The organism is uncultured Gemmiger sp. (genome assembly GCF_934561205.1).
GTDB lineage: Bacteria > Bacillota > Clostridia > Oscillospirales > Ruminococcaceae > Gemmiger.
In genome coordinates this window covers 67,420-90,430 of record NZ_CAKTFU010000010.1, presented here as the reverse complement: position 1 = coordinate 90,430, position 23,011 = coordinate 67,420, and the positions used below count along the sequence as shown (strand labels likewise).

Here is a 23,011-nt window from a genome sequence, read left to right as displayed (position 1 = left end):
GAAGGGGTAGCCTGTTCGCTGTCCATCGCGTCCAACAGGTCTACCTGTTCCTCCTTTTTGAGAAAGGACAGCTCATAAGCAGGATTTAAGGCAATTTTCTTTTCATCCACCATGTCCAGCAGTTCGGGAATCAGCTCGGTCAGACGGATAAATCTTTTAATCTGTGATTTGCTATCTGGACTGTTCTCCGCGATTTTTTCTGCCGCAGTCAACTTCGGCCCAACTTGGGCCGAGGTTAAATCCGTCCTGGCTCCTTGGTGCTTAATGGCATCCAGTTTCATCTTATAGGCAAAGGCCCTTTCACTGGGAAGCAGACTTTCCCGTTGCAGATTGCTGTCAACCATAATGATTGTGGCGGCATCATCATCCAAATCCCGAACAATGACCGGCATGGTCTCCTTGTCTGCCAGCTCACTGGCTCTGTGCCGCCTGTGTCCGGCTACCAGCTCATAACCGCCCTCCGGGTCCGGTCGAGCAATCGCCGGAACCAGAACGCCATACTGCTTGATACTGTCAGCGGTCTCCATCATGGCTTCGTCATCCTTGACTTTGAATGGGTGGTTCTTAAAGGGATGCAGTTCAGACAGCGGAATCTCCTGAATCTTTTCCAGCTTTGCATCCTGACGGCCTTCTTCGGTGGAGAACAGATCATCTACCGAGGCCAGCTCTATTTTTTTCGCGCTGCTTTTCAAGTTTCAACACCTCCTTCGTCAGATTTCGATACCCCTCTGCCACCTTGCCGCCAGGGTCATGGGCGAAAATACTTTTTCCCTCTGCGCTAATTTCCTTTGCCCGGACAGAATGGGGGATTTCCGTTCCAAAGACTTTGATTTTACTTCCATAGGTGTCCCGCAGCAAAGCAGCAATCTCTTTGGCAAAGTTGGTGCGGTTATCCACCATCGTCAGCAGGATACCGTCAATCTGGAGCTTTGGATTGATCTGCCGTTTCACCTTACTGACCGTAGATAGAAGCTGTTCCAGTCCTTTGGCGGGCAGATACTCTGCCTGAACGGGAATTATGATCCTGTTCGCAGCCGCCAGCGCATTGACCGTAAGCATCCCCAACGAGGGCTGGCAGTCAATCAGGATATGGGAATATTGTCCCTTCAGTGTGTCCAGATATTGCCGTAAAATCGTTTCACGGCTCATGGCGTTTACCAAAGAAACCTCCATACCGGAAAGCTGAATATCCGCAGGCATCAGGTCAACGCCTTCTGCATGATGCAGAATACCTTCTCCGGGGCGTATAGGCTGATCCATCAGAATTTTGCCCATTGCATCCGACAGTGTAAATGGCAGCTTGTCCGGTTGCGGATTTCCCAAGCTGATTGTCAGGCTTCCTTGCGGGTCCCCGTCGATCAGAAGCACTTTCTTTCCGGCCTGTGCCAGACCTATTCCCAAGTTCGCACAGGTTGTTGTTTTGCCAACGCCGCCTTTCTGGTTGGCGATGGCGATGATTTGTGTGTTCATGACTTCACCTCATTTCTGATTGTTGCTGTTGTTTCTGGAAATAGAAAAAGCCGCCACTTCAAAATTAACAGTGAAGTGACGGCTCTTTCTATCGCCGGAATACGAGTTCCTGAAATGAAAAAAGCACCCAGCATTTATACTGTGTGCTACATCAAATTCATATTCAATTATTCAAATTAGCTCAAACTATGCCAAACTGCCACAGCCAAAAAACGAGGGGAAGGAGGGCTGAAAAGCACCCCAAAAATCGGCTCTCGGTTAGCCACTTTGGGAACCACTTCCCCCTCTTTTTGCCCTCTTTTTAGCCAGTTAACCACTTGCGGACCACTAAAAATTGGATGAAATCGGCTCTCGTTTTGCCAAATTTGGTCAAACCATATCAGCCCGTTTAGATATAGCAAAAGCCCGGAAAACCTTGATTTTCCGGGCTTTTTGAACCATTTTGATATAGTCTGAGCAGTCGATTATCGCTTGCTGAACTGCGGAGCGCGACGAGCTGCTTTGAGACCGTATTTCTTACGTTCCTTCATACGAGGATCGCGGGTCAGGAAGCCGGCCTTCTTCAGGACGGGGCGCAGCTCGGGGTTGAACTGCAGCAGGGCGCGGGACAGACCGTGGCGGATAGCGCCAGCCTGGCCGGCGCAGCCGCCGCCGACAACGTTGACAACAATGTCAAACTTGCCTTCGTTCTCGGTCAGGACCAGGGGGCTGTTAACCAGCAGCTTCAGGGTCTCCAGACCGAAGTAATCGTTCATATCGCGGCCGTTGATGGTAACCTTGCCGGTACCATTGTAGACGCGAACGCGGGCAACGGAATGCTTACGACGGCCGGTGCCGTAGAAATAAGGTTTGGATTCGTACATCTTCTATTGCCTCCTTATTAAAGTTCCACAACTTCGGGCTTCTGAGCAGCGTGAGCATGTTCAGCAGCCTTGCAGCAGTGCAGGCGGGTCATAGCCTTGGCGCCCAGAGTGTTGCTGGGGATCATGCCCTTGACAGCGTAGGTCATAGCCTTGTCGCTGTTCTCAGCCATCAGGGTCTTGTACTGGGTCTCTTTCAGGCCGCCGATCCAGCCAGAGTGGGTGCGATGGAACTTCTTTTCCAGCTTCTTGCCGGTCAGGACAGCCTGGTCGCAGTTGATGATGATGACGTGGTCACCGCAATCAACGTTGGGGGTGAAGGTGGGTTTGTTCTTGCCGCGCAGGATGACAGCAGCCTTGGCAGCAACGCGGCCCAGGGGCTTACCGGCAGCGTCGATCACATACCACTTGCGGTCAGCCATTTCAGCGGGCTTAGCGAGAGTCGTGCTCATAGTAGGAACCTCCATGTAAGAATTAACACGTCCGTAAAAATACGGTATCTGACAGCGCCGATTTCGGCGCTTTATCGCGCAAGTGTGATTATAGCAGAAAGACGCTCCCACGTCAATAGGTTTTTCGGATAATTTTAATTTATTCCGATGTAGCTCGCGTATTCTCTTGTTTTCTCGCGTATTCTCTTGTTTTCTAAAACCGCATTTTTAAAAATTTTTGGGGTGATTTTTGTGTAAGTTTTATAGTGTGCGGAAAAGCCCTCCCCCAGAAGGGGGAAGCCATACAGGCGGTTTACCCGTAAGGTTGTTGCAGCCGTTAGGTTGCGGGCGGGGCATGCCCTGCCCCTACCGCGCGGTGTATGTTTATTGCCCCGCCGCAAACCGCAAAAAGCGCCGCCCTTGCCGGGCGGCGCTTTTTATAGGCAGGCTATGTTGCTATCCAAACAATCAAGCCTTAGCTGCTTTGATCTCCTTGATCAGTTCGGGAACGACCTTGTACAGGTCACCGACAATGCCGTAGCTGGCAACGTCGAAGATGGGGGCGTTCTCGTTCTTGTTGATGGCGATGATGGTCTCGGAGTCCTGCATACCGGCAACGTGCTGGATGGCACCGGAGATGCCCAGCGCAACGTAGATGCGGGGATGCACGGTCTTGCCGGTCTGACCGACCTGATGGTCGGCAGACAGCCAGCCTTCATCGGTGACAGCGCGGGAAGCACCCACGACGCCGCCCAGAACACCGGCCAGCTCCTCGGCCAGCTTGATGCCCTTTTCGGGGTCGGCAGAGATGCCGCGGCCCACGGAAACGACAACGTCGGCACCGATCAGGTCAACCAGCTTCTCGGCGCTCTTCTTGATGTCCAGAACCTCGACATGGATGTCCTCGGCGGTCAGGGCGGGGGTAACCTTCTCGATCACGACCTTGGCAGCGCCGGCCTCGTCAAACGGCTGGGTCTGCATAACGCCGGGGCGCACGGTGGACATCTGCGGGCGGAAGCGGGGGCAGATGATGGTAGCCATCAGGTGACCGCCGAAAGCGGGGCGGGTCATCTTCAGGTTGGTGTTTTCCTCAAACTTGGTGTTGTCCACATCGATGTTGGAGGTGGTGCGCAGGAAGTTCTTGTACTTCTCTACATCCACGTCCAGGTGGGTGCAGTCGGCGGTCAGGCCGGTGTGCAGGCGGGCTGCGCAGCGGGGGCCGAGGTCACGGCCCAGGTTGGTGGCGCCGATCAGCATGATCTCAGGCTTTTTGTCCATGATGAGATCGCACAGAGCCTTGGCATAGCCGTCGGTGGTGTAGTCCTTCAGCAGGGGGCTGTCGATGTAGTACACGCGGTCGGCACCGTAGCCGCCCAGAGCCTTGACATAGTCCTCGTTCAGATTGCTGCCCATCACAACGCCGCACAGCTCCACGCCGAGGTCGTTGGCCAGCTTGCGGCCTTCGCTCAGCAGCTGGTAGCTGATGGTCTGGATCTGACCTTCGCGCTGCTCGCAGAATACCCACACGCCCTTGAAGGCGGCGGTGTCCATTGCATTGAATTCAGCCATTGTTCGTTTCTCCTTCCTCAAATCAAGTGCTTGTCGTTCAGGATGCCGACCAGCTGGGCAGCACCCTCGACCATCATGCCGGCGCCCTTGACCGGAGGAGCAAAGGACTTGTAAACGTTCGTCGGGGAGCCCTTCAAACCGATGGTGTCGGTCTCGATCAGCGGATCGTCCTTCAGGGCATTGTAGTCGTACACCTCGATGGGCTTGTCGTAGCACTCAAAGATGCCGGAAACGCTCATGTAACGGGGGGTGTTCAGTTCCTTGATGCAGGTCAGCAGGCAGGGAGTCTGCACGCGCAGCTCCATGTAGCCGTCCTCCAGCTGACGCTTAACGGTCAGGGAGTTGCCGTCCTTCTTGATGTCGGTGACATAGGTGACCTGGGGCAGATGCAGCTTTTCGGCGATCTGGGGGCCGACCTGTGCGGTGTCGCCGTCGATGGCCTGACGGCCGCAGAAAACGATATCCTCGGGGCCGACGCCGATCTTGTTGACGGCAGCAGCCAGGATCTGAGAGGTTGCAAAGGTATCGGAACCGCCGAACTCGCGGCCGGAAACCAGCACGCCGCGGTCAGCGCCGCGGGCGATCAGCTCGCGCAGCATACCTTCTGCCGGCGGGGGGCCCATGGTGACGACGACGACTTCGCAGCCGGTCTCGTCTTTCAGCTGCAGAGCAGCCTCCACAGCGTTGAGGTCATCAGGGTTGGTGATGGTAGCCATGGCGGAACGGTCCATAGTGCCGTCGGCCTTGACAGCTACCTTGCCCTGCGTATCGGGAACCTGTTTGACACAAACGATTGCTTTCATTACGTCTTGCCTCCTTACTTCAGCAGCGCGCCGCTGATAACCATCATCTGAACTTCGCTGGTGCCTTCGTAGATCTCGGTGATCTTGGCATCACGCATCATACGCTCGATGGGGTAATCGCGGGTGTAGCCGTAGCCGCCGAACAGCTGCAGGCAGCGGCGGGTCACGTCGCTGGCGGTGCGGGAGGCGATCAACTTAGCCTCGGCAGCCTCGACGCTGTAACGAACCTTGGCGCCGTCCATGGCAGCCTGCTTCTTCAGGGCTGCGGCGTACACCAGGTACTTGGCGGCGTCCACGCGGGCCTTCATCTCGGCCAGCTCAAACTGGGTGTTCTGGAACTGGGCGATGCTGCGGCCGAACTGCTTACGCTCTTTGACGTAGGCAACGGTCTCGTCGATAGCGCCCTCGGCAATGCCCAGAGCCTGGGAGGCGATGCCGATACGGCCGCCGTCCAGCGTGCCCATGGCCAGCTGGAAGCCCTTGCCCTTGACGCCGAGCAGACGGTCCTTGGGGATGATGCAGTCTTCCATAATCAGCTCGCAGGTGGAGGAGCCGCGGATGCCCATCTTGTCCTCGGGCTTGCCGACCTTGAAGCCGGGATCGGTGCGCTCTACGATAAAGGCGCTGATCTCCTTCTGCTTGCGGCCGCGCTTGTCGGTGATGAAGCCGGTGACGGCGATGATGATGAACACATCGGCAAAGCCGGCGTTGGTGATGAAGATCTTGGAGCCGTTCAGCTTCCAGTGGTCGCCCTCATCCACGGCAAAGGTCTGCTGACCCTGGGCGTCGGTACCGGCGCCGGGCTCGGTCAGACCGAAAGCGCCGATCCACTCGCCGCTGCACAGCTTGGGCAGGTACTTTGCCTTCTGCTCTGCGGTGCCGTTCTCATAGATGGGTGCCGCGCACAGAGAGGTGTGGGCAGACAGGATAACACCGGTGGTGCCGCAAACCTTGCTCATTTCCTCAACGGCCATGACGTAGGACAGCACGTCGCCGCCTGCACCGCCGACCTCTTTGGGGAAGTAGATGCCCATCATGCCCAGCTTAGCCATCTTTTCGACGGTCTCTTTGGGGAAATATTCCTCGGCATCGACCTTTTTGGCCAGGGGCTTGACTTCGTTTTCAGCAAACTCCTTGTACATCTTCTGGACCATTTGCTGCTGCTTAGACAGAGTAAAATCCATTTGATAAACCTCCATATACTCAAACAAACGCAGCCCGGCGCGGTTCTGCACTGCGCCAGGCGCGTAGGTTGGTTCAATTACAGGGCGTCAACGGCGGTCTTGGTGCGGTCGGCATTGTAGACATAGAAGCCCTTGCCGGTCTTGCAGCCCAGGTTGCCGCCGCGAACCATCTTGCGGATCAGCGGGCAAGCGCGATACTTGCTGTCGCCGGTTTCCTTGTACAGAACGTCCATGATGGCCAGGCAGATGTCCAGGCCGATGAAGTCGCCCAGCTCCAGGGGACCCATGGGATGGTTGGCACCCAGCTTCATAGCGGTGTCGATGCCGGCGATGTCAGAAACGCCCTCCATCTTGATGAAGGCAGCTTCGTTGATCATGGGGATCAGAATGCGGTTGACGACGAAACCGGCAGCCTCGTTGACCTGAACAGGGGTCTTGCCGATCTCAACGCTGATGTTCTTGATGGCTTCGACGGTCGCAGCGGGGGTGTTGACACCGGCGATGACCTCAATGAGCTTCATACGGTCAGCGGGGTTGAAGAAGTGCATACCGACCAGAGGACGGGTCAGTCCCTTGCCGATCTCGGTGATGGACAGGGAGGAAGTGTTGGAAGCAAAGATGCACTCGGGCTTGCAGATCTTGTCCAGCTCGCCGAAGGTGGTCTGCTTGACCTTCATATCCTCAAAAGCGGCCTCAACGATCAGGTCGCAGTCTGCGCACAGGTCCTCTTTCAGACCGGCGGTGATGGCAGCCATACGGCGGTCCACCTCAGCCTGATCCAGCTTGCCCTTGGCAACCAGCTTGGCGTAGCCGGCAGCGATCTTGTTCTTGCCGCCCTCGGCCCATTCCTGCTTGATGTCGCACAGTGCGACGGTGTAGCCTTCGACCTGAGCAAATGCCTTTGCGATGCCCTGGCCCATAGTGCCGGCACCGATAACGCCTACCTTCATAGTAAGTACCTCCAAATTAAGATAAAAGATAAGAGATAAAAGATAACAAAATCGGTGTGCGCCATGCGCACGATTTTAGGATTAGTTGTTGGTGAAAACCGGCTTGGGCTTCGGCTTCTCACGGCTGAGGAAGCAGCCCATACCCTCGACCTGGTCGTGGGTCTCGAAGCAATCGCCGAACAGCTTTTCCTCGACCTCGACTGCCTTCTCAATGGGCAGGCTGATGCCGTCGTCCATCGCCTTCTTGCAGTTGCGCACGGCAATGGGGGCGTTGCGGGCGATCTTCTCTGCCAGCTTGAGGGCTGCAGGCAGCAGCTCCTCCTGCGTGTAAACGGCGTTGACCAGACCGATGCGCAGGGCCTCGTCCGCCTTGATGTTCAGGGCAGAGTAGACCAGCTGCTTGGCCATGCCCATGCCGACCAGACGTGCCAGACGCTGGGTGCCGCCGAAGCCGGGGGTGATGCCCAGGCCCACTTCGGGCTGACCAAAGACGGCGTTGTCGGAGCAGAGGCGGATGTCGCAGCTCATGGCCAGCTCATTGCCGCCGCCCAGTGCAAAGCCGTTGACGGCTGCGATGACGGGCAGGGGGAAATGCTCGATCATGAGGAAAATGTCGTTGCCCAGCTTGCCGAAAGCCTCGCCCTCGGCCTTGGTCATGGTGGACATGGAGCCGATGTCGGCGCCTGCCACAAAGCTCTTGTCGCCTGCGCCGGTCAGGACCACGCAGCGGACGGTGTTCTGGTCGATGGCTTCAAAGGCAGCCTTCAGGTCAGCCAGAACCTCGGGGTTCAGGGCGTTGAGTGCCTTGGGACGGTCGATGGTGACGACTGCCACAGCGCCCTGCAGTTCAGTAGTAACAAAGGACATAGGATAAAACCTCCGGTTTTTAACAGAGTTTAGGCAATAGCCGCATAATTCTAAGTACCGATACGGCGAGCGAGGTGCGGCAGCTGCTAAGCCAAAAGCGCAGATAATACTTTGTGTATTATCGAGCATTTTGGCAACGCAGATGCCGTGCCGCAGCCGCCGGAGCGGTGCTTAAGCCGTCAGGCGGGAATTGTGCGGTGTTGCCTTTACATTTCAACGATGGTGGCGCAGCCCATGCCGCCGCCGATGCACAGGGTAGCCAGACCCTTGTGAGCGCCGCGATGCTTCATGGCGTACAGCAGGGTGACCAAAATACGGGCACCGGAAGCGCCGACGGGGTGACCCAGAGCGATAGCGCCGCCGTTGACGTTCAGCTTCTCCTGGTCAAAGCCCAGAGCCTCGCCGACTGCCACGGACTGAGCAGCGAAGGCCTCGTTGGCCTCGACCAGATCCATGTCGGCAACGGTCAGACCGGTCTTGGCCATGACCTTGCGGGTAGCGGCGATGGGGCCGAGGCCCATGACCTCAGGCTCAACACCGGCCAGAGCACCGGCAACCCAGGTGGCCAGAGGCTCAACGCCCAGCTCCTTGGCCTTCTCCTCGCTCATGATGACCAGAGCGGCAGCGCCGTCGTTGATGGCGGAGGAGTTGGCGGCGGTGACGATGCCGTCCTTCTTGAAGCAGGGCTTCAGCTTGCCCAGAACTTCCATGGAGCTCATGCGGGGGCCTTCGTCGGTATCAAACACGGTGTCGCCCTTCTTGCCCTTGATGACAACGGGAACGATCTCGTCCTTGAAAGCGCCTTCCTCGATGGCCTTGGCAGCCTTCTCCTGGCTGTGGAAAGCGAACTCGTCCAGCTTCTCGCGGTCGATGGGGCTGTAGCCGTACTTCTTCTGGTAGGTTTCGTTGGTGCAGATGTTCTCGGCGGTCATGCCCATGTGCATGTTGCAGCCGGTGGCATCCCACAGAGCATCGTTGACCATGGTGTCAACCAGCTCGCTCTTGCCCATGGGGTAGCCCATGCGGTAGCCGTAGCGGCCCTTCATCATGGCAAAGGGAGCCATGTCCATGTTCTCCATACCGCCGGCAACTACGATGTCGGCATCGCCGGCCTCGATCATCTGGGCAGCCATGTTGACGCAGTTCAGGCCGGAACCGCAAACGACGTTGACGGTGACGGCGGGAACCTCGATGGGCAGACCGGCCTTCAGGGATGCCTGACGGGCAACGTTCTGGCCCAGACCGGCCTGGATGACACAGCCCATGTAGACCTGGTCGACCTGCTCGGGCTTGACGTGGGCGCGATCCAAAGCCTCTTTGATGACGATGGAGCCCAGCTCAGCAGCAGGGACGTTGGCGAGGGTGCCGCCGAACTTGCCAATGGCAGTACGGCAGGCGCTGGCGATGACGATCTTTTTCATAATAATAGCCTCCTGATAAATGTGTTTGGATAGCTTTGCGTAACATAAATATCTTCAGACCTTGAAATTCAAAGGCCGGAATGTGAATTAAAGTTGCCCGGCTTCGCGCTTGGCGACAAGGGCTTTTTCGACGTTGGCGGGCACAAAACGGGAAACATCCTGCCCGTAGTGGGCGGCCTCCCGCACGATGGTGCTGGAAAGGTAGCTCCATTTGATGGCCGTGGCCAGGAAAACGGTCTCGATTTCGGGCATCATGGCGTAGTTGGTGTGCGCAAGCTGGATCTCGTTTTCAAAGTCGGTCACGGCGCGCAGACCGCGCACCATAACGGTGGCGCCCTTCTGCTTGGCGAAGCTGACGGTCAGACCGTTGAAGGAGTCGATCTCAACATTGGGGATATCCCCGCAGGCCTTCCTGAGCATGGCGACCCGTTCTTCCACAGTGAAAAGCGGGCTTTTGGCGCTGTTGATCAGCACCGCCACAATCACTTTGTCGAACATGCGGCTGGAACGCTTGATGATATCCAGATGCCCGCGGGTGACGGGGTCAAAGCTGCCGGGATACATGGCAACGGTCATAGGCTGTGGGTCCTTTCGGGGCCTAGCTGTTAAAAATGTAACAAGTTTTGGCCAAAGTTCAGGCACCGCCGCAAGACCGGCTTTCGGGGGTTGGGGACCAACCACGCAAGGTCAGGTGTGCAAGGGTGCCACGGGCGTACTACTGACGCTGATATAGTTTTACCATATTGTCAAAGTTTTGTCAATGGATAGCGGGTTAAAATTTTGTCAAATTTTTGGAAATTTCGCAGCCGCTACCTATTATAATAGACGCAGAATTCCCGTTTACGGTTTTGCGCCCAAAGCCCCTGTGTTCCTGAGCGGTGTTGCCTTGGGGCGACGGGGTATCCCCTGCCCTGCCGCGCCGAATTTTCCAAATAGTACACTGTACAAAGATTTTTGCCCGCAGGACTTGCTTTTTTGCGGCAGATATGGTATAGTTTGATTGTTCGATGATGTTTATTTGGAAAGTGGGCCGCAAGGTCCGCTTTCTTTTTATGATAGGAGCATTTTGTATGGCAAAACAGCAAAACGCCGGCGGTGCCGCCAAAACGGTAGAAGCCCTGGTTCGCCCCACGGTGGAAGGCATGGGTCTGCGCCTGTGGGACGTCCGCTTTGAAAAGGAAGGCCCGGACTGGTTTCTGCGCGTACTGATCGACCGCGACGAACCTCTGGATACCGACACCTGCGAGGCCGTGTCCCGCGCTATCGACCCCCTGCTGGACGAGGCCGACCCCATTGAGCAAAGCTATTATCTGGAGGTCGGCAGCCCCGGCCTGGGCCGCCGCCTGACCCGCCCCGAACATTACGAGGCACTGCGCGGGCAGAAATGCGCGGCGCATCTGATCCGCCCCGATGAAGCCGGACGCCGCGACCTGGCGGGCATCCTGCAGGGGCTGGACGCCGAGGGCAATGTCACCCTGACCGACGGCAGCGAAAGCTACACCTTCCCTGTCAAGATGGCGGGATATGTAAAGCTTTGCGACGACGAAAATCTGTTTGATTGATCCGTAAGATATAGAATTGGGAGGAAACCGAAAAATGGCTACTGCAAACAACGAATTCTTTGAGGCCCTTGCCGCACTGGAAAAAGAGCGCGGCCTGCCGGAGGATTATCTGGTAGAGAAAATCAAGGCTGCCATCGTCATTGCCGTAAAGAAGGACTATGAGGTCGAGGACGACAACGTCGTTGTGGACATCGACCCCGAAATCGGCGCGTTCCGCGCCAGCCTGCTGCGCGACATCGTGGAGGAGGTCGAGAACCCCCACACCCAGATCAGCCTCGAGGACGCCCAGAAGGTCCGCAAGAGCTACAAGGTCGGCCAGCGCATGGTCACCCAGCTGAAAACCAAGGAGTTCGGCCGCATCGCCGCCCAGACCGCCAAGCACGTCATCCGTCAGGGTCTGCGCGAGGGTGAGCGCAGCCTGCAGTGCAGCGAGATGCAGTCCCGCGCTCATGAGCTGATCGCCGCCACCGTCACCGCCGTCAACCCCGAAAACGGCAGCATCGTGCTGGATCTGGGCAAGGGCGGCAGCGCCGTTCTGCCCCGCAACGAGCAGGTCCCCGGCGAGAGCTTCCGCGAGGGTCAGTCCGTGCAGGTGTATGTGGTCGATGTGCTGGCTACCGAGCGCGGCCCCCGCGTGACCATCAGCCGCACCCACCCCGGTCTTGTCAAGCGCATGTTTGAGTTGGAGGTGCCCGAAATCTACGACGGCACCGTGGAGATCAAGGCCATTGCCCGTGAGGCCGGCGCCCGCACCAAGCTGGCTGTCTGGAGCAAGAACCCCGACGTTGACCCCGTCGGCGCCTGCATCGGCGCCCGCGGCGTCCGCGTGGAAAAGATCGTGCAGGAGCTGGGCGGCGAGAAGATCGACGTCATCCGCTGGAGCGAGGACGTCACCGAGTTCATCTCCGCCGCACTCAGCCCCGCCAAGGTCGTCAAGGTCGAGCTGCTGCCCGGCGAGAACAAGAGCTGCCGCGTCACCGTGCCCGACCAGCAGCTGAGCCTGGCCATCGGCAACAAGGGTCAGAATGTCCGCCTGTGCGCCCACCTGACCGGCTATAACATCGACATCCGCCCCGAGTCCGGCTACTATGGCGAGGAAGAATAAATCTGTTCAAATAAGCAATAAAAAATAATAAATAATAAAGAATGTGGGGTTTTCTCCCTCCGGTCGAAAACAAGATTTTTGAGTGGAGCGCAGCGACACGATCCACCGAATTTATTATTTCTTATTGATTCTTTATTATTTTGTGAAATGAGGTCTGCCAGTTGCAGCAGCAAAAGCAAAAGAAAATACCGGTGCGCCGTTGCGTGGGCTGTAATGCCCAGCGCCCCAAGCGCGAGCTTGTGCGGGTCGTGCGCAGCCCTGAGGGTGAGATCAGCATCGATCTGCGCGGCAAGGCGCCCGGCCGCGGTGCCTACCTGTGCCCCAGCGCGGCGTGTCTGGCCAAGGCGCGCAAGGCAAAACGGCTGGAACGCACCTTTGAGGTGCCGATCCCCGATGCCATCTATGAGCGCCTGACCGAGGAGATCCAATGCGCCGAACAAACCGCAAAGGAGGCGATGCCCCATGGCGAATGACCAACACCCCCTGCTGGGTGCGCTGGGGCTTTGCCGCAAAGCCGGTAAGCTGCTGCACGGGTACGACCGCGTGCAGGAAAACGCCCTGCGCGGCAAGGTGGCCCTTGTGCTGCTGACTGCCGACGCGAGCGAGCGCACCGTCAGCCACATGAAAGAAGCCTGCGAGGGCATCGTTGCTTGCGAGCAGATGCCCCTGACCAGCGCCGAGCTTGCCATGCTGACACCGAAACCCGCCGCTGTGTTCGGCATTACAGACGAACACCTTGCGCAGCTTTGCGCAAAGCACCTCATTTGAAGTACAAGGAGGATCACACTCTATGGATTTTAAGTATAAGATTGCCGACGTTGCCAAGGAGTTCGGCCTGCCGGCCAAGAAAGTTATCGAGACAGTCGCCCCCCTGACGGGCGAAGCCTATAAGACCGGCGGCACCTTTGGCGAGAAGGAGCTGGACGTTCTGCTGGAGACCCTGACCCGCGCCAACGCCGAGCCCAGCATGGACTCCTACCTGAACAGCGCCAAGGCACAGCCCGAGCCGAAGCCGGAGCCTAAGCCGGAGCCGAAGCCCGCCCCCAAGGCAGAGAAAAAGCCCGCCGCCAAGCCTGCCGAGAAAAAGGCAGAGCCGAAGCCCGAGGCCAAGCCCGCCGAGAAAAAGGCAGAGCCGAAGGCCGAGCCGAAGCCCGCCCCCAAGGCCGAGGAGCCTAAGAAGGATGCCCGCAAGCCCGAAAAGCAGGCGGAGAAGCGCAGCGAAAAGCGCGTGACCTTCCAGGAATTGGCCGCCGACACCGGCATCAAAAAGCCTGTGGCCGCCACCGAGCAGGTGGAGGTCAACCGTGCCCGCGTTTCCGTTGACACCCGCACCGTGGACGTCAACGTCGATAAGTTCAACGCCCGCTACGACGACCTGGCCGACAGCCGCAACATGCCCAGCAAGCGCAAGAACCAGCCCACCGGCAAAAAGGAAAAGTTCAACAACCGCAACCGCCAGCGCGGCCAGCAGTTCGGCCGCCGCCGCGAGACCGAGGCCGAGCGCCTGCAGCGCATCCAGCTGGAAAAGGCCCGCAATGCCCAGCTGAAGATTTCCATCCCTGATGAGATCACCGTCGGCGAGCTGGCCACCCGCCTGAAGCAGAGCGCCGCCAAGGTCGTTGCCAAGTTCATGGCCATGGGCGAAATGCACGCCGTTTCCGACGTGGTCGACTTCGACACCGCCGCCCTGATCGCTGAGGAATTCCACGCCAAGGTCGAGCATGAGGTCCATGTCTCCATCGAGGAGCGCCTGTTTGTGCAGGAGGAGGACAACGCCGAGGATCTCGTCGAGCGTCCGCCGGTCGTTGTCGTTATGGGTCACGTTGACCACGGCAAGACCTCCATTCTGGATGCCATCCGCAAGACCAACGTCACCAAGGGCGAAGCCGGCGGCATTACCCAGGCCATCGGCGCTTACCAGGTCAAGAGCGGTGACAGCCTGATCACCTTCCTGGACACCCCCGGCCACGAGGCCTTTACCGCCATGCGCGCCCGCGGTGCCAACATGACCGACATCGCCGTGCTGGTCGTCGCCTCCGATGACGGCATCATGCCCCAGACCGTCGAGTCCATCAACCACGCCAAGGCCGCCAACGTCAAGCTGATCGTTGCCATCAACAAGATGGATAAGCCCACCGCCAACCCGGAGCGCGTCAAGGAACAGCTGACCAAGTACGAGATCGTGCCCGAGGACTGGGGCGGCGACGTTGCCTGCATCCCTGTTTCCGCCCTGACCGGCATGGGCATCAGCGACCTGCTGGAGCGCATCGTCCTGGAAGCCGAAGTCATGGAGCTGAAGGCCAACCCCAACCGCCGCGGCAAGGGCGCTGTCGTCGAGGCCCGTCTGGACAAGGGCCAAGGCCCCATCGCCACCCTGCTGGTGCAGAACGGCACCCTGCATAAGGGCGACTGCCTGATCGCCGGCACCGCCGTGGGCCGTGTGCGTACCATGCGCAACGACAAGGGCCAGGAGATCACCGAGGCCGGCCCCTCCACCCCTGTGGAGATCACCGGTCTGACCGAAGTTCCCGAAGCGGGCGAGCTGTTCGAGGCCGTTGAGGACGAGCGCCTGGCCCGCGAACTGGCCGACCGCCGCACCGCCGAGGCCAAGGAAAAGCAGTTTGCCGCTTACACCAAGGTCACGCTGGATAACCTGTTTGACCAGATGGCTGCCAACGACATGAAGGAACTGCCCATCGTCGTCAAGGCCGACGTGCAGGGCTCTGCCGAGGCCGTCAAGCAGAGCCTGGAGAAGATCTCCAACGAGGAAGTCCGCGTCCGCGTCATCCATGCGGGTGTCGGCGCCATCTCCAAGTCCGACGTCTCTCTGGCCGATGCCTCCAACGCCATCATCATCGGCTTTAACGTCCGCCCCGACGCCGTCGCCAAGGCCGAAGCCGAGCAGACCGGCGTGGAAATGCGTATGTACCGCGTCATCTACGACGCCATCAACGATGTTTCCGACGCTATGAAGGGTATGCTGGCTCCGAAGGTGCGCGAGGTTGCCCTGGGCGAAGCACAGGTCCGCCAGGTGTACAAGATCTCCAGCGTCGGCACCGTTGCCGGCTGCCGTGTTACCGACGGCAAGATCACCCGCGATGCCCAGCTGCGTCTGGTGCGTGACGGTATCGTCATCTGCGAGGATTCCATCGCCAGCCTGAAGCGCTTTAAGGACGACGCCAAGGAAGTGGCCGAAGGCTTCGAGTGCGGCATCACCCTGAACAAGTTCCAGGACATCAAAGAGGGCGACGTATTCGAGTGCTTCAAGATGGAAGAATACCGCGACTAACCCTGCGGTATTCTGAATTCCTAACTCCTAACTCTCTTTTACCCCCCCCCCTGCGGGGAGAAACCGAGGAAACTATGCCTACCAAAAACCACGGCCGTATGGCTCAGGATATGAAACGCGAGATCATCGCCATCATCGGCGAGATGAAAGACCCCCGCGTAAACGGCGGTCTGCTTACCGTGACCCGTCTGGACGTCACCCCCGACCTCGATCAGGCCAAGGTGTACATCAGCGTGATGGGCCGTGAGGGCGGCCCTGCCCCTGTGGTCAAGGCGCTGAACAAGGCCAGCGGCCATGTTCGCACCGAGGTCAGCCGCCGTATGCACATCCGCAAGGCACCCCGCTTTGTGTTTGTGACCGACGAGGGTGCTGCCTACGCCGCCCACATCAATGAATTGCTGGAAAAACTGGATGTTTCCGGCCAAGACAGCGACGACGCCGAGTAACCGCGCCCGCCTGCCTAGAAAAGAGGAGTCCTATGAACTTAACCGTGGATCGTGATACTGTCATTTCCCGCCTGCTGGCCGCCAATGACATTCTGATCCTGTGCCACAAAAACCCCGACGGTGATACCATCGGTTCGGGCACGGCACTCTGTCTGGCATTGCAGCGCCTTGGCAAAACGGCGTCCGTTTTGTGCAGCGACCCTATCCCCGCGATGTACAGCTACATGCCCATCACGCTGTTTGACGGCAGCTACACCCCCGCCTTTGTGGTGGCGGTGGACGTGGCCGGCATCCAGCTGTTCGGTGACCGCAACAATATCCAGGACTATGCCGAGCACGTCGACCTTTGCATCGACCACCACGGCTCCAACAGCGGCTTTGCGGTGGAAACGCTCGTCGAGCCGGAGGCTGCCGCCGCTGCGGAGCTGCTGACCTCGCTGATCCCCGCCATGGGTGTCGAGATCACCCCCGATATTGCGGCCTGCCTGTACACCGGCCTTGCCACCGACACGGGCTGCTTCCGCTTTACCAACACCACGGCGGCCACCCACCGCGCCGCCGCCGCGCTGATCGACGCAGGCGCCGATGTCGAAAGCCTGAACGAACGGCTGTTTGAGTGCCGTTCCCACGCGCGCATCACCGCCGAAAGGCTGGCGCTGGAAAGCATGGAATTTTACTACGACGACCGCTGCGCCCTGATTTGCCTGACCTGGGATCAGATCCGGGCCGCCGGTGTCGACGGTGCCGAGCTGGAGGATCTGACCAGCCTGCCGCGTTCCATTGACGGCGTGGAGGTCGGCCTGACACTGCGCCAGCAAAAGGACGGCAGCTACAAAATCAGTGTGCGCACCGGCCACAACACCAACGCCTGCAACATTGCGCGGCGTCTGGGCGGCGGCGGGCATCCCCGCGCTGCCGGGTGTGAGATCAGCGGCAATCTGGACAATGCCAAGCACGCCATTTTGGAAGAAGTCAAAAAAGAACTGGACCGCGCGGCGGAATAACGCCACGGCCCCACAACAGAAAAGGAACCCTGTCTATGCCAATGCCAAACGGGATCTTACTCGTGGATAAGCCCAGCGGCTGGACCAGCTTTGATGTGCTGGCCAAGCTGCGCGGCGCTTTGGGCACACGCAAGCTGGGACACTCGGGCACACTGGACCCTATGGCCACCGGTGTGCTCGCCGTGTTTATCGGCAAGGCCACCGCGGCCGCCGACCGCCAGCTTGACCACGACAAAACCTACGAAGCTACGGTGCGTTTTGGTCTGCGCACCGATACCGGCGATATCACCGGCACGCCGCTGCAAACTGCCGACACGGCCGTGACTGCCGCGCAGCTGCAAGCCGTGCTGCCGCAGTTCCTGGGCGAGCAGATGCAGCTGCCGCCGATGTACAGCGCGGTGAAGATCAACGGCCAGCCGCTGTACAAGGCCGCGCGCAAGGGCCAGACCGTTGAGCGCACGCCCCGCCCCATCACGGTGCACGGGCTGGAGCTTTTAAGCAGCCCCGCCCCCAACGATTTTGTTCTTCGGGCGGCCTGCTCCAAGGGCACCTACATCCGCGTCCTGGCCGAGGATATCGGCACGGCGCTGGGTGTGCCCGCCACGCTGGCGGCACTGCGCCGCACCAAGGCGGGTGTGTTCGACCTTGCCGACTGCCACACCCTGCCGGAGATTCTGGCCGCCGCCGAAAGCGGTGCGCTGGCCGAAAACGGCTGGATCTTACCCATTGAGACGGTCTTTGCGCCGCTGCCCGCCCTGCAGGTCAATGACGGCGTTAAGGCCCACCTGATGAATGGCTGCCCGACCAGCCACTACCCTGCCCCCGACGGGAAATACCGTGTCTTTGACAAGGACGGCCTCTTTCTGGGGCTGGCGGTCATCGAAGGCCGTGTACTGCAGGTAGAAAAACTTTTTTGCGAGAGGGATTAACATGCAAACCTATGCGACCTTGACGCCGATCGACGCCCCCAAGGGCTGTGCCGTGGCGCTGGGCTACTTTGACGGGGTACACTGCGGCCACCGCGCCGTGATGGACGCGGCTGTGCAGTATGCCGCCGCCCACGGCTGCGCCCCGGCCGCCTTCACCTTTGAACTGCCCGAAGGCCAGACCTTAAAGGGCGGGCGCATTTTGTCCGCCGCGCAAAAGCACGCCCGTATGGCGGACACAGGGGTGGAAATCTGCCTGGAGCCGCCGTTTGAGATGTTCCGTGCCCTTTCGCCGGAGCAGTTTGTGCAGGATGTGCTGGTGCAGTGCCTGCATACCAAGGCGGTCTTTTGCGGCGACAACTTCACCTTTGGCGCCCGCGCCGTCGGAAATACCGCGCTGCTTCGCAAACTTTGTGCCAAGTACGGCATTACGGTGGAGATCGTCCCCATGGCGCAGTACGGCGGGCAGACGGTTTCCTCCACCCGCATCCGCGCCGCATTGGAGGAGGGCCGCATCGATGACGCCAACGCCATGCTGGGTGCCCCCTACGCCATCGACTGGCCCGTCACCCACGGCAAGGGTGTGGGCAGCGCCAAGCTCGGCACCCCGACCATGAACCAAAACTACCCTGCGGGCACCCTGCAACCCTGCTGCGGCGTGTACATTACCCGCATACGGCTGGGCGGGCGTTGGTACCCCGCCGCCACCGGCATCGGCCGCCGCCCCACGGTGGACAGCGCCGCCGACGCGGTGGTCACCTGCGAAAGCTACGTCCCCGATTTTTGCGGCGACGTCTACGGCGAAGCCCCCGTGCTGGAATTTCACAAGTACCTTTGCCCCGTGCGCAAGTTCAACTCCATGGATGAGCTGGCCGCCCTCATCCACCGCGCCGCCGACAAGAGCAAGGCCTATTTTGCGGCAAAATAATTGCAAAAAAGCCTGCCCCGCCCCTTGTATTCGGCGCGGGGTTGTGCTATACTTATTTATGCTACCGTGGCTCGGTTTGGGGCGTATACCTCTACGGTCCCGCTACCCCATACTGCGCTGACGGCAAATTTACTATTTTTCAGAAAGAGGTATTATCATGAGCCAGAAATCCGCTATCGAAAAGCAGCCCATTATCGCCAAAGCAGCCATCCACGAGGGTGACACCGGTTCTCCGGAGGTCCAGATCGCTCTGCTGACCGCCCGCATCAACCACCTGACCGAGCACCTGAAGAGCAACACCCACGACAACCACAGCCGTCGCGGCCTGTTGAAGATGGTCGGCCGCCGCCGCAATCTGCTGGCTTATCTGCAGAAGAAGGACATCAACCGTTATCGTGCCCTGATCGCTGAGCTGGGTCTGCGCAAGTAATTTTCGCAAAAACGGGCAGGGTGCAAACGCACCTTGCCCCTTTTTTATTATGGTTCTTAGGACGCAATGCCTTGCTTTGTGCAGTAAATCGAGCCGCCGACGGCTTTCGGCGGTTGGATTTATTGTGCAAGTCGGGGCGGCGCGGCCACGGTATAAATCAACCCAACAAGAAGGAGAATCCCTATGGCTTACGAATTTGCATCCCGGCTGGAAACCTTCCCCAAGTACCGCAAATTTGAAACGACCTTTGCAGGCCGTCCTTTTGTGGTCGAGACCGGCAAGATGTGCGGTCTGTCCAACGGCAGCGCCATGATCCGCTACGGCGAGACCTGCGTGCTGTGCAACGTCGTGATGAGCGACAAGCCCCGCGAGGGCGTCGATTTCTTCCCCTTGAGCGTCGAGTTTGAAGAAAAGCTCTACGCCGCCGGACGCATCCCCGGCAGCTTTATGCGCCGCGAGGGCCGCCCCGGCGAACACGCCATCCTGTCCTCCCGCGTGGTCGACCGCCCCATCCGCCCGCTGTTCCCCAAGGATATGCGCAACGATGTCTGCGTCACCATGACCGTCATGAGCCAGGACCCCGACAACTCCGCCGAAATTTCCGGCATGAACGGCGCCTCTTTGGCCATTGCCATGTCTGACATTCCCTGGGGCGGCCCCATCGCCGGTGTGTTTGTCGGCCTGGTGGACGGCGAGATCGTGCTGAACCCCACCAAGGAGCAGCGCGAGCGCAGCGACCTGGCCCTGACCCTGGCCGCCAGCCAGGAGAAGATCGTCATGATTGAGGCCGGCGCCAACGAGGTGGACGAGGACACCATGATGCGCGCCATCCGCGCCGGTCACGAGGAAATCAAGAAGATGCTGGCCTTCATCAACGGCATCGTTGCCGAGATCGGCAAGCCCAAAAAGAGCTTTACCCCCGTGGAGCTGGATCACACCCTGCTGGCGGATGTCTACGCCAAGCACCTTGAGGAAGTCAAGTCCGCCATGGACACCGACGACAAGAACGTCCGTGACGCCGCCCTGCTGCCCATCATGGACGCCATCGCTGCCGAGCATCCCGAGCTGACCGCTGCCGACATCGACCTGATCAGCTACAAGCTGCAGAAAAAGGTCGTCCGCACCTGGCTGCTGGAGGACGGCAAGCGCGTGGACGGCCGCGGCATCAACGAGATTCGCCCGCTGGCTGCCGAGGTCGGTCTGCTGCCCCGCGTGCACGGCTCCGGCATGTTCACCCGCGGCCAGACCCAGGTGCTGACCGTCTGCACCCTCGGCTCCACCAAGGATGCCCAGCTGATGGACGATCTGTCCGACACCCCCTACAAGCGCTATATCCACCACTACAACTTCCCGCCGTACTCCGTCGGTGAGGCACGCGCACCCCGCAGCCCCGGCCGCCGCGAGATCGGTCACGGCAACCTGGCAGAGCGCGCCCTGATCCCCGTTCTGCCCGACCAGGCCGAGTTCCCCTACACCATCCGCTGCGTGTCTGAGGTTCTGTCCTCCAACGGCTCCACCTCGCAGGCTTCCATCTGCGGCTCCACGCTGGCTTTGATGGACGCCGGTGTGCCCATCAAGGCACCCGTTGCCGGTATCTCCTGCGGTCTGATCACCGACGGCGACCCCCTGCACGGCGGCCGCTGGATGACCATGCTGGACATTCAGGGCGTCGAGGACTTCCACGGCGATATGGACTTTAAGGTCGGCGGCACCCGCCGCGGCATCACCGCCATCCAGATGGACATCAAGGTGGACGGCCTGACCTACGAGATCGTCGAGGAGGCGCTGGAGAAGTGCCGCAAGGGCCGCCTGTATATCCTGGACGAGATCATCAAGCCCGTCATCGCCGAGCCGCGCGCAGAACTGAGCAAGTACGCCCCCAAGATGTTCAGCATGATGATCCCCGTGGATAAGATCAAGGACGTCATCGGCAAGGGCGGCAAGGTCATTCAGGAAATGTGCGCCAACTTCAACTGCAAGATCGACATTGAGGAGGACGGCCACGTCTTTATCTCTGCCGTGGATCAGGACGACGCCAAGCGCGCCATCGCCACCATCAAGACCATTGTGGAGGACCCCGAGATCGGCGCCATCTACAAGGGCCGCGTGACCCGCCTGATGAACTTCGGCGCCTTTGTCGAGATTGCACCCGGCAAGGAGGGTCTGGTTCACATCTCCAAGCTGGATGACCACCGCGTCGAGCATGTTGAGGACGTTGTCGCCGTGGGCGACCCCATCTTTGTCATGGTCACCGACATCGACCAGCAGGGCCGCATCAACCTGTCCCGCAAGGACGCCCTGGCAGCCATCGCCAAAAAGCGCACCGAGGCCGGGCAGCAGTAACCCGTAAATAACAGCAACCGCCACCCCTTGCGGGGTGGCGGTTTTTGTTTGTAGAAAATGTCTGTTGCCGGAAGATTTGTAGGGATGGGTCTTGACCCATCCGCACATCTGGCCGCGCGCAGCGCATAAAATCGCGCCGAACGGCGCGCTATTTCCCAATACATCGTACTATCGGCTAGGCTGCACGGAACGGTCAAGACCGTTCCCTACAAACCTACCGAAAGTTCGCAATTGTCCATTGAGATTATCAACAGTCTGACGCCACCCCGGAAAGAGTGGCGTTGATTCCGATATCGGCCACGACCACCTGCCCGCACAGGGCGGCGGCCAGCGTGTGCACCGGCTTGGGTGCGTGGAAGGTCACCGTCACATCGGCCTGCACGGCATCGGGCGCGGCCTCCCCCGTGTCGGCGTTGACGCCGCTGGGCAGATCCACCGCCAGCACAAGGGCGCCGGCTTGACGCTGCGCCTGCATCACGGCACAGGCGGCAGCCCCTGCGGGGCGCAAGCCGCCGTGAAAGCCCGTTCCGTACACAGCATCGACCACAACGTCTGCCTGCCGCACAGCGGCGGCATCGTTCACGATATCCACAGGCAGCGCGGCCAGCAGTGCATAGTTAGCGGCGGCATCGCGGGTCTGCGGCTCGCCTTCTGCCGGAAAAACCTGCACCTGCCAGCCGTCCTTGGCGGCCAGCCGAGCCATCACGAACCCGTCCCCGCCGTTGTTGCCCTTGCCCGCGACCACCAGCAGCCTGCCTGGGGCAGGGCGGCGGCGTGTCAGCTCACGGTAGGCGGCGCGGCCGGCGTTTTCCATCATTTGGGGGTACAAAAGACCGCGGGCGTCAGCGGCTTTTTCCAGCGCCTTCATCTCGGCGGCTGTCACCGCTGCCGTCGGGCAGAGGAACTGCCGCGTCTTTGCCATAACGTCCTGCAAAACGGCAAGATTTTTCGCAACATCGTCCGTTTCCAGTGAATGGTTGGCATCGGGATACAGATACAGTGCCCCGCCCGCCTTGGCGGTTACGGCGGGCACACAGCTCCACGGGTCGGCGGCACCAAGGAACGCCAAGGCGTTTTGCGGCGCAAAGTCGTAGGTCATTTCCAGCGGTGTGTACAGCACCGACTTGCAGACAATGCCGTGCCGCTGCGCGTAGGCGGTTGCCACGGCGGTGCCGATGCTCTTGGCCAAAAATACGACCTCGTCATAGTCCGCCCACTGCACGTCCGCCAACTGCGGCTCCGTTTGCGCATACAGCACGTCCAGCGCCGCGCGCAGGGCGGCAGGGTTGCCCCGCAGCCCCGGCTTTTGGTAGGTGTACTGCACCAAAATTTCGCGGTCGGCCCGCACCAGACGGCGGCTGTAATACAGCAGTGGCTTGTCGCAGTGGTAGCCGATACCGGGAAAGCACACAACCAGTTTCAT

General features: G+C 59.7%; 23 protein-coding genes. 11 read left to right on the top strand and 12 right to left on the bottom strand.

The features are described 5' to 3' along the window. The 11 genes from Q0I19_RS07720 to coaD form a co-directional block, all read right to left on the bottom strand. A partial coding sequence (locus tag Q0I19_RS07720) for a ParB/RepB/Spo0J family partition protein (RefSeq protein WP_296023528.1) occupies positions 1 to 692 on the bottom strand: 692 nt, incomplete at its 3' end. Next, the gene (locus Q0I19_RS07715; RefSeq protein WP_014078512.1) at positions 649 to 1,470 is read right to left on the bottom strand and encodes a ParA family protein; all 822 of its coding nucleotides are present in this window, start codon (positions 1,468 to 1,470) and stop codon (positions 649 to 651) included. The genes Q0I19_RS07715 and Q0I19_RS07720, both read right to left, overlap by 44 nt. Before the next feature lie 464 nt (positions 1,471 to 1,934). Beyond that, the gene (gene rpsI, locus Q0I19_RS07710) at positions 1,935 to 2,333 is read right to left on the bottom strand and encodes a 30S ribosomal protein S9 (protein ID WP_294761771.1); all 399 of its coding nucleotides are present in this window, start codon (positions 2,331 to 2,333) and stop codon (positions 1,935 to 1,937) included. 17 nt (positions 2,334 to 2,350) lie between these two features. Then, positions 2,351 to 2,782: a 50S ribosomal protein L13 gene (gene rplM, locus Q0I19_RS07705; RefSeq protein ID WP_294761773.1), complete on the bottom strand. Its 432-nt coding sequence runs from the start codon at positions 2,780 to 2,782 to the stop codon at positions 2,351 to 2,353. 447 nt (positions 2,783 to 3,229) lie between these two features. Continuing rightward, complete coding sequence (acrA, locus tag Q0I19_RS07700) at positions 3,230 to 4,330, bottom strand: acryloyl-CoA reductase electron transfer subunit beta (RefSeq protein WP_294761775.1); 1,101 nt, start codon at positions 4,328 to 4,330, stop codon at positions 3,230 to 3,232. A 17-nt stretch (positions 4,331 to 4,347) separates the two neighbouring features. After that, the gene (acrB, locus tag Q0I19_RS07695) at positions 4,348 to 5,133 is read right to left on the bottom strand and encodes an acryloyl-CoA reductase electron transfer subunit gamma (protein WP_296023525.1); all 786 of its coding nucleotides are present in this window, start codon (positions 5,131 to 5,133) and stop codon (positions 4,348 to 4,350) included. Between the two features lie 14 nt (positions 5,134 to 5,147). Continuing rightward, positions 5,148 to 6,317 (bottom strand): acyl-CoA dehydrogenase family protein, encoded by a 1,170-nt coding sequence (locus Q0I19_RS07690; RefSeq protein WP_294760138.1) that lies wholly within the window; start codon positions 6,315 to 6,317, stop codon positions 5,148 to 5,150. A 77-nt stretch (positions 6,318 to 6,394) separates the two neighbouring features. Further along, the gene (locus tag Q0I19_RS07685; RefSeq protein WP_294760140.1) at positions 6,395 to 7,267 is read right to left on the bottom strand and encodes a 3-hydroxyacyl-CoA dehydrogenase NAD-binding domain-containing protein; all 873 of its coding nucleotides are present in this window, start codon (positions 7,265 to 7,267) and stop codon (positions 6,395 to 6,397) included. Between the two features lie 81 nt (positions 7,268 to 7,348). Continuing rightward, positions 7,349 to 8,134, bottom strand: coding sequence for an enoyl-CoA hydratase-related protein (locus tag Q0I19_RS07680; protein ID WP_294760141.1), 786 nt, complete (start codon positions 8,132 to 8,134; stop codon positions 7,349 to 7,351). 206 nt (positions 8,135 to 8,340) lie between these two features. Further along, complete coding sequence (locus tag Q0I19_RS07675) at positions 8,341 to 9,555, bottom strand: acetyl-CoA C-acetyltransferase (RefSeq protein ID WP_294760144.1); 1,215 nt, start codon at positions 9,553 to 9,555, stop codon at positions 8,341 to 8,343. Between the two features lie 87 nt (positions 9,556 to 9,642). Continuing rightward, positions 9,643 to 10,131, bottom strand: coding sequence for a pantetheine-phosphate adenylyltransferase (gene coaD, locus Q0I19_RS07670; RefSeq protein ID WP_294760146.1), 489 nt, complete (start codon positions 10,129 to 10,131; stop codon positions 9,643 to 9,645). Between the two features lie 494 nt (positions 10,132 to 10,625). On the opposite strand from coaD, the gene rimP reads away from it, so the two are divergent. From rimP to Q0I19_RS07615, 11 genes are all read left to right on the top strand, one after another. Continuing rightward, positions 10,626 to 11,117, top strand: coding sequence for a ribosome maturation factor RimP (gene rimP, locus Q0I19_RS07665; protein ID WP_294760147.1), 492 nt, complete (start codon positions 10,626 to 10,628; stop codon positions 11,115 to 11,117). 34 nt (positions 11,118 to 11,151) lie between these two features. Continuing rightward, positions 11,152 to 12,222 (top strand): transcription termination factor NusA, encoded by a 1,071-nt coding sequence (gene nusA / locus Q0I19_RS07660; protein ID WP_294760149.1) that lies wholly within the window; start codon positions 11,152 to 11,154, stop codon positions 12,220 to 12,222. Positions 12,223 to 12,383: 161 nt separating this feature from the next. Continuing rightward, positions 12,384 to 12,695 carry a YlxR family protein gene (locus Q0I19_RS07655; RefSeq protein WP_294760151.1) on the top strand — a complete coding sequence of 104 codons (312 nt, stop codon included), beginning with the start codon at positions 12,384 to 12,386 and terminating at the stop codon, positions 12,693 to 12,695. After that, positions 12,685 to 12,990 (top strand): 50S ribosomal protein L7ae, encoded by a 306-nt coding sequence (locus Q0I19_RS07650; protein WP_294760153.1) that lies wholly within the window; start codon positions 12,685 to 12,687, stop codon positions 12,988 to 12,990. Before Q0I19_RS07655 ends, Q0I19_RS07650 begins: the two co-directional genes overlap by 11 nt. 22 nt (positions 12,991 to 13,012) lie before the next feature. Next, positions 13,013 to 15,511: a translation initiation factor IF-2 gene (gene infB, locus Q0I19_RS07645; protein WP_294760154.1), complete on the top strand. Its 2,499-nt coding sequence runs from the start codon at positions 13,013 to 13,015 to the stop codon at positions 15,509 to 15,511. A gap of 74 nt (positions 15,512 to 15,585) precedes the next feature. Further along, positions 15,586 to 15,957 carry a 30S ribosome-binding factor RbfA gene (gene rbfA / locus Q0I19_RS07640; protein WP_294760155.1) on the top strand — a complete coding sequence of 124 codons (372 nt, stop codon included), beginning with the start codon at positions 15,586 to 15,588 and terminating at the stop codon, positions 15,955 to 15,957. Between the two features lie 32 nt (positions 15,958 to 15,989). After that, the gene (locus Q0I19_RS07635; RefSeq protein WP_294760157.1) at positions 15,990 to 16,961 is read left to right on the top strand and encodes a DHH family phosphoesterase; all 972 of its coding nucleotides are present in this window, start codon (positions 15,990 to 15,992) and stop codon (positions 16,959 to 16,961) included. Positions 16,962 to 16,996: 35 nt separating this feature from the next. Continuing rightward, entirely contained in the window at positions 16,997 to 17,890 is an 894-nt protein-coding gene (gene truB / locus Q0I19_RS07630; RefSeq protein ID WP_294760159.1) for a tRNA pseudouridine(55) synthase TruB, read from the top strand. A gap of 1 nt (position 17,891) precedes the next feature. Continuing rightward, the gene (locus Q0I19_RS07625) at positions 17,892 to 18,815 is read left to right on the top strand and encodes a bifunctional riboflavin kinase/FMN adenylyltransferase (RefSeq protein ID WP_294760161.1); all 924 of its coding nucleotides are present in this window, start codon (positions 17,892 to 17,894) and stop codon (positions 18,813 to 18,815) included. A gap of 157 nt (positions 18,816 to 18,972) precedes the next feature. Next, on the top strand, positions 18,973 to 19,245 hold the full coding sequence (gene rpsO, locus Q0I19_RS07620) for a 30S ribosomal protein S15 (protein WP_294760162.1): 273 nt from the start codon (positions 18,973 to 18,975) through the stop codon (positions 19,243 to 19,245). 183 nt (positions 19,246 to 19,428) lie between these two features. Next, a complete protein-coding gene (locus tag Q0I19_RS07615; RefSeq protein ID WP_294760164.1) occupies positions 19,429 to 21,588 on the top strand; it encodes a polyribonucleotide nucleotidyltransferase in 2,160 nt (719 codons plus the stop codon). A 247-nt stretch (positions 21,589 to 21,835) separates the two neighbouring features. Here Q0I19_RS07615 and Q0I19_RS07610 read toward each other — a convergent pair whose 3' ends face one another. Beyond that, on the bottom strand, positions 21,836 to 23,011 hold the full coding sequence (locus Q0I19_RS07610; RefSeq protein WP_294760166.1) for an NAD(P)H-hydrate epimerase: 1,176 nt from the start codon (positions 23,009 to 23,011) through the stop codon (positions 21,836 to 21,838).

What these genes read in the sequence shown, in the direction of transcription:
- Q0I19_RS07675 (WP_294760144.1), bottom strand. Translation starts at nt 9,555, where the DNA reads ATGAAAAAGATCGTCATCGCCAGCGCCTGCCGTACTGCCATTGGCAAG.
- Q0I19_RS07650 (WP_294760153.1), top strand. Translation starts at nt 12,685, where the DNA reads ATGGCGAATGACCAACACCCCCTGCTGGGTGCGCTGGGGCTTTGCCGC.
- Q0I19_RS07690 (WP_294760138.1), bottom strand. Translation starts at nt 6,317, where the DNA reads ATGGATTTTACTCTGTCTAAGCAGCAGCAAATGGTCCAGAAGATGTAC.
- acrA (WP_294761775.1), bottom strand. Translation starts at nt 4,330, where the DNA reads ATGGCTGAATTCAATGCAATGGACACCGCCGCCTTCAAGGGCGTGTGG.
- rpsI (WP_294761771.1), bottom strand. Translation starts at nt 2,333, where the DNA reads ATGTACGAATCCAAACCTTATTTCTACGGCACCGGCCGTCGTAAGCAT.
- Q0I19_RS07625 (WP_294760161.1), top strand. Translation starts at nt 17,892, where the DNA reads ATGCAAACCTATGCGACCTTGACGCCGATCGACGCCCCCAAGGGCTGT.
- coaD (WP_294760146.1), bottom strand. Translation starts at nt 10,131, where the DNA reads ATGACCGTTGCCATGTATCCCGGCAGCTTTGACCCCGTCACCCGCGGG.
- Q0I19_RS07715 (WP_014078512.1), bottom strand. Translation starts at nt 1,470, where the DNA reads ATGAACACACAAATCATCGCCATCGCCAACCAGAAAGGCGGCGTTGGC.
- rimP (WP_294760147.1), top strand. Translation starts at nt 10,626, where the DNA reads ATGGCAAAACAGCAAAACGCCGGCGGTGCCGCCAAAACGGTAGAAGCC.
- rbfA (WP_294760155.1), top strand. Translation starts at nt 15,586, where the DNA reads ATGCCTACCAAAAACCACGGCCGTATGGCTCAGGATATGAAACGCGAG.
- Q0I19_RS07610 (WP_294760166.1), bottom strand. Translation starts at nt 23,011, where the DNA reads ATGAAACTGGTTGTGTGCTTTCCCGGTATCGGCTACCACTGCGACAAG.
- Q0I19_RS07635 (WP_294760157.1), top strand. Translation starts at nt 15,990, where the DNA reads ATGAACTTAACCGTGGATCGTGATACTGTCATTTCCCGCCTGCTGGCC.
- infB (WP_294760154.1), top strand. Translation starts at nt 13,013, where the DNA reads ATGGATTTTAAGTATAAGATTGCCGACGTTGCCAAGGAGTTCGGCCTG.
- Q0I19_RS07680 (WP_294760141.1), bottom strand. Translation starts at nt 8,134, where the DNA reads ATGTCCTTTGTTACTACTGAACTGCAGGGCGCTGTGGCAGTCGTCACC.
- truB (WP_294760159.1), top strand. Translation starts at nt 16,997, where the DNA reads ATGCCAATGCCAAACGGGATCTTACTCGTGGATAAGCCCAGCGGCTGG.
- acrB (WP_296023525.1), bottom strand. Translation starts at nt 5,133, where the DNA reads ATGAAAGCAATCGTTTGTGTCAAACAGGTTCCCGATACGCAGGGCAAG.
- Q0I19_RS07685 (WP_294760140.1), bottom strand. Translation starts at nt 7,267, where the DNA reads ATGAAGGTAGGCGTTATCGGTGCCGGCACTATGGGCCAGGGCATCGCA.
- rplM (WP_294761773.1), bottom strand. Translation starts at nt 2,782, where the DNA reads ATGAGCACGACTCTCGCTAAGCCCGCTGAAATGGCTGACCGCAAGTGG.
- rpsO (WP_294760162.1), top strand. Translation starts at nt 18,973, where the DNA reads ATGAGCCAGAAATCCGCTATCGAAAAGCAGCCCATTATCGCCAAAGCA.
- Q0I19_RS07615 (WP_294760164.1), top strand. Translation starts at nt 19,429, where the DNA reads ATGGCTTACGAATTTGCATCCCGGCTGGAAACCTTCCCCAAGTACCGC.
- nusA (WP_294760149.1), top strand. Translation starts at nt 11,152, where the DNA reads ATGGCTACTGCAAACAACGAATTCTTTGAGGCCCTTGCCGCACTGGAA.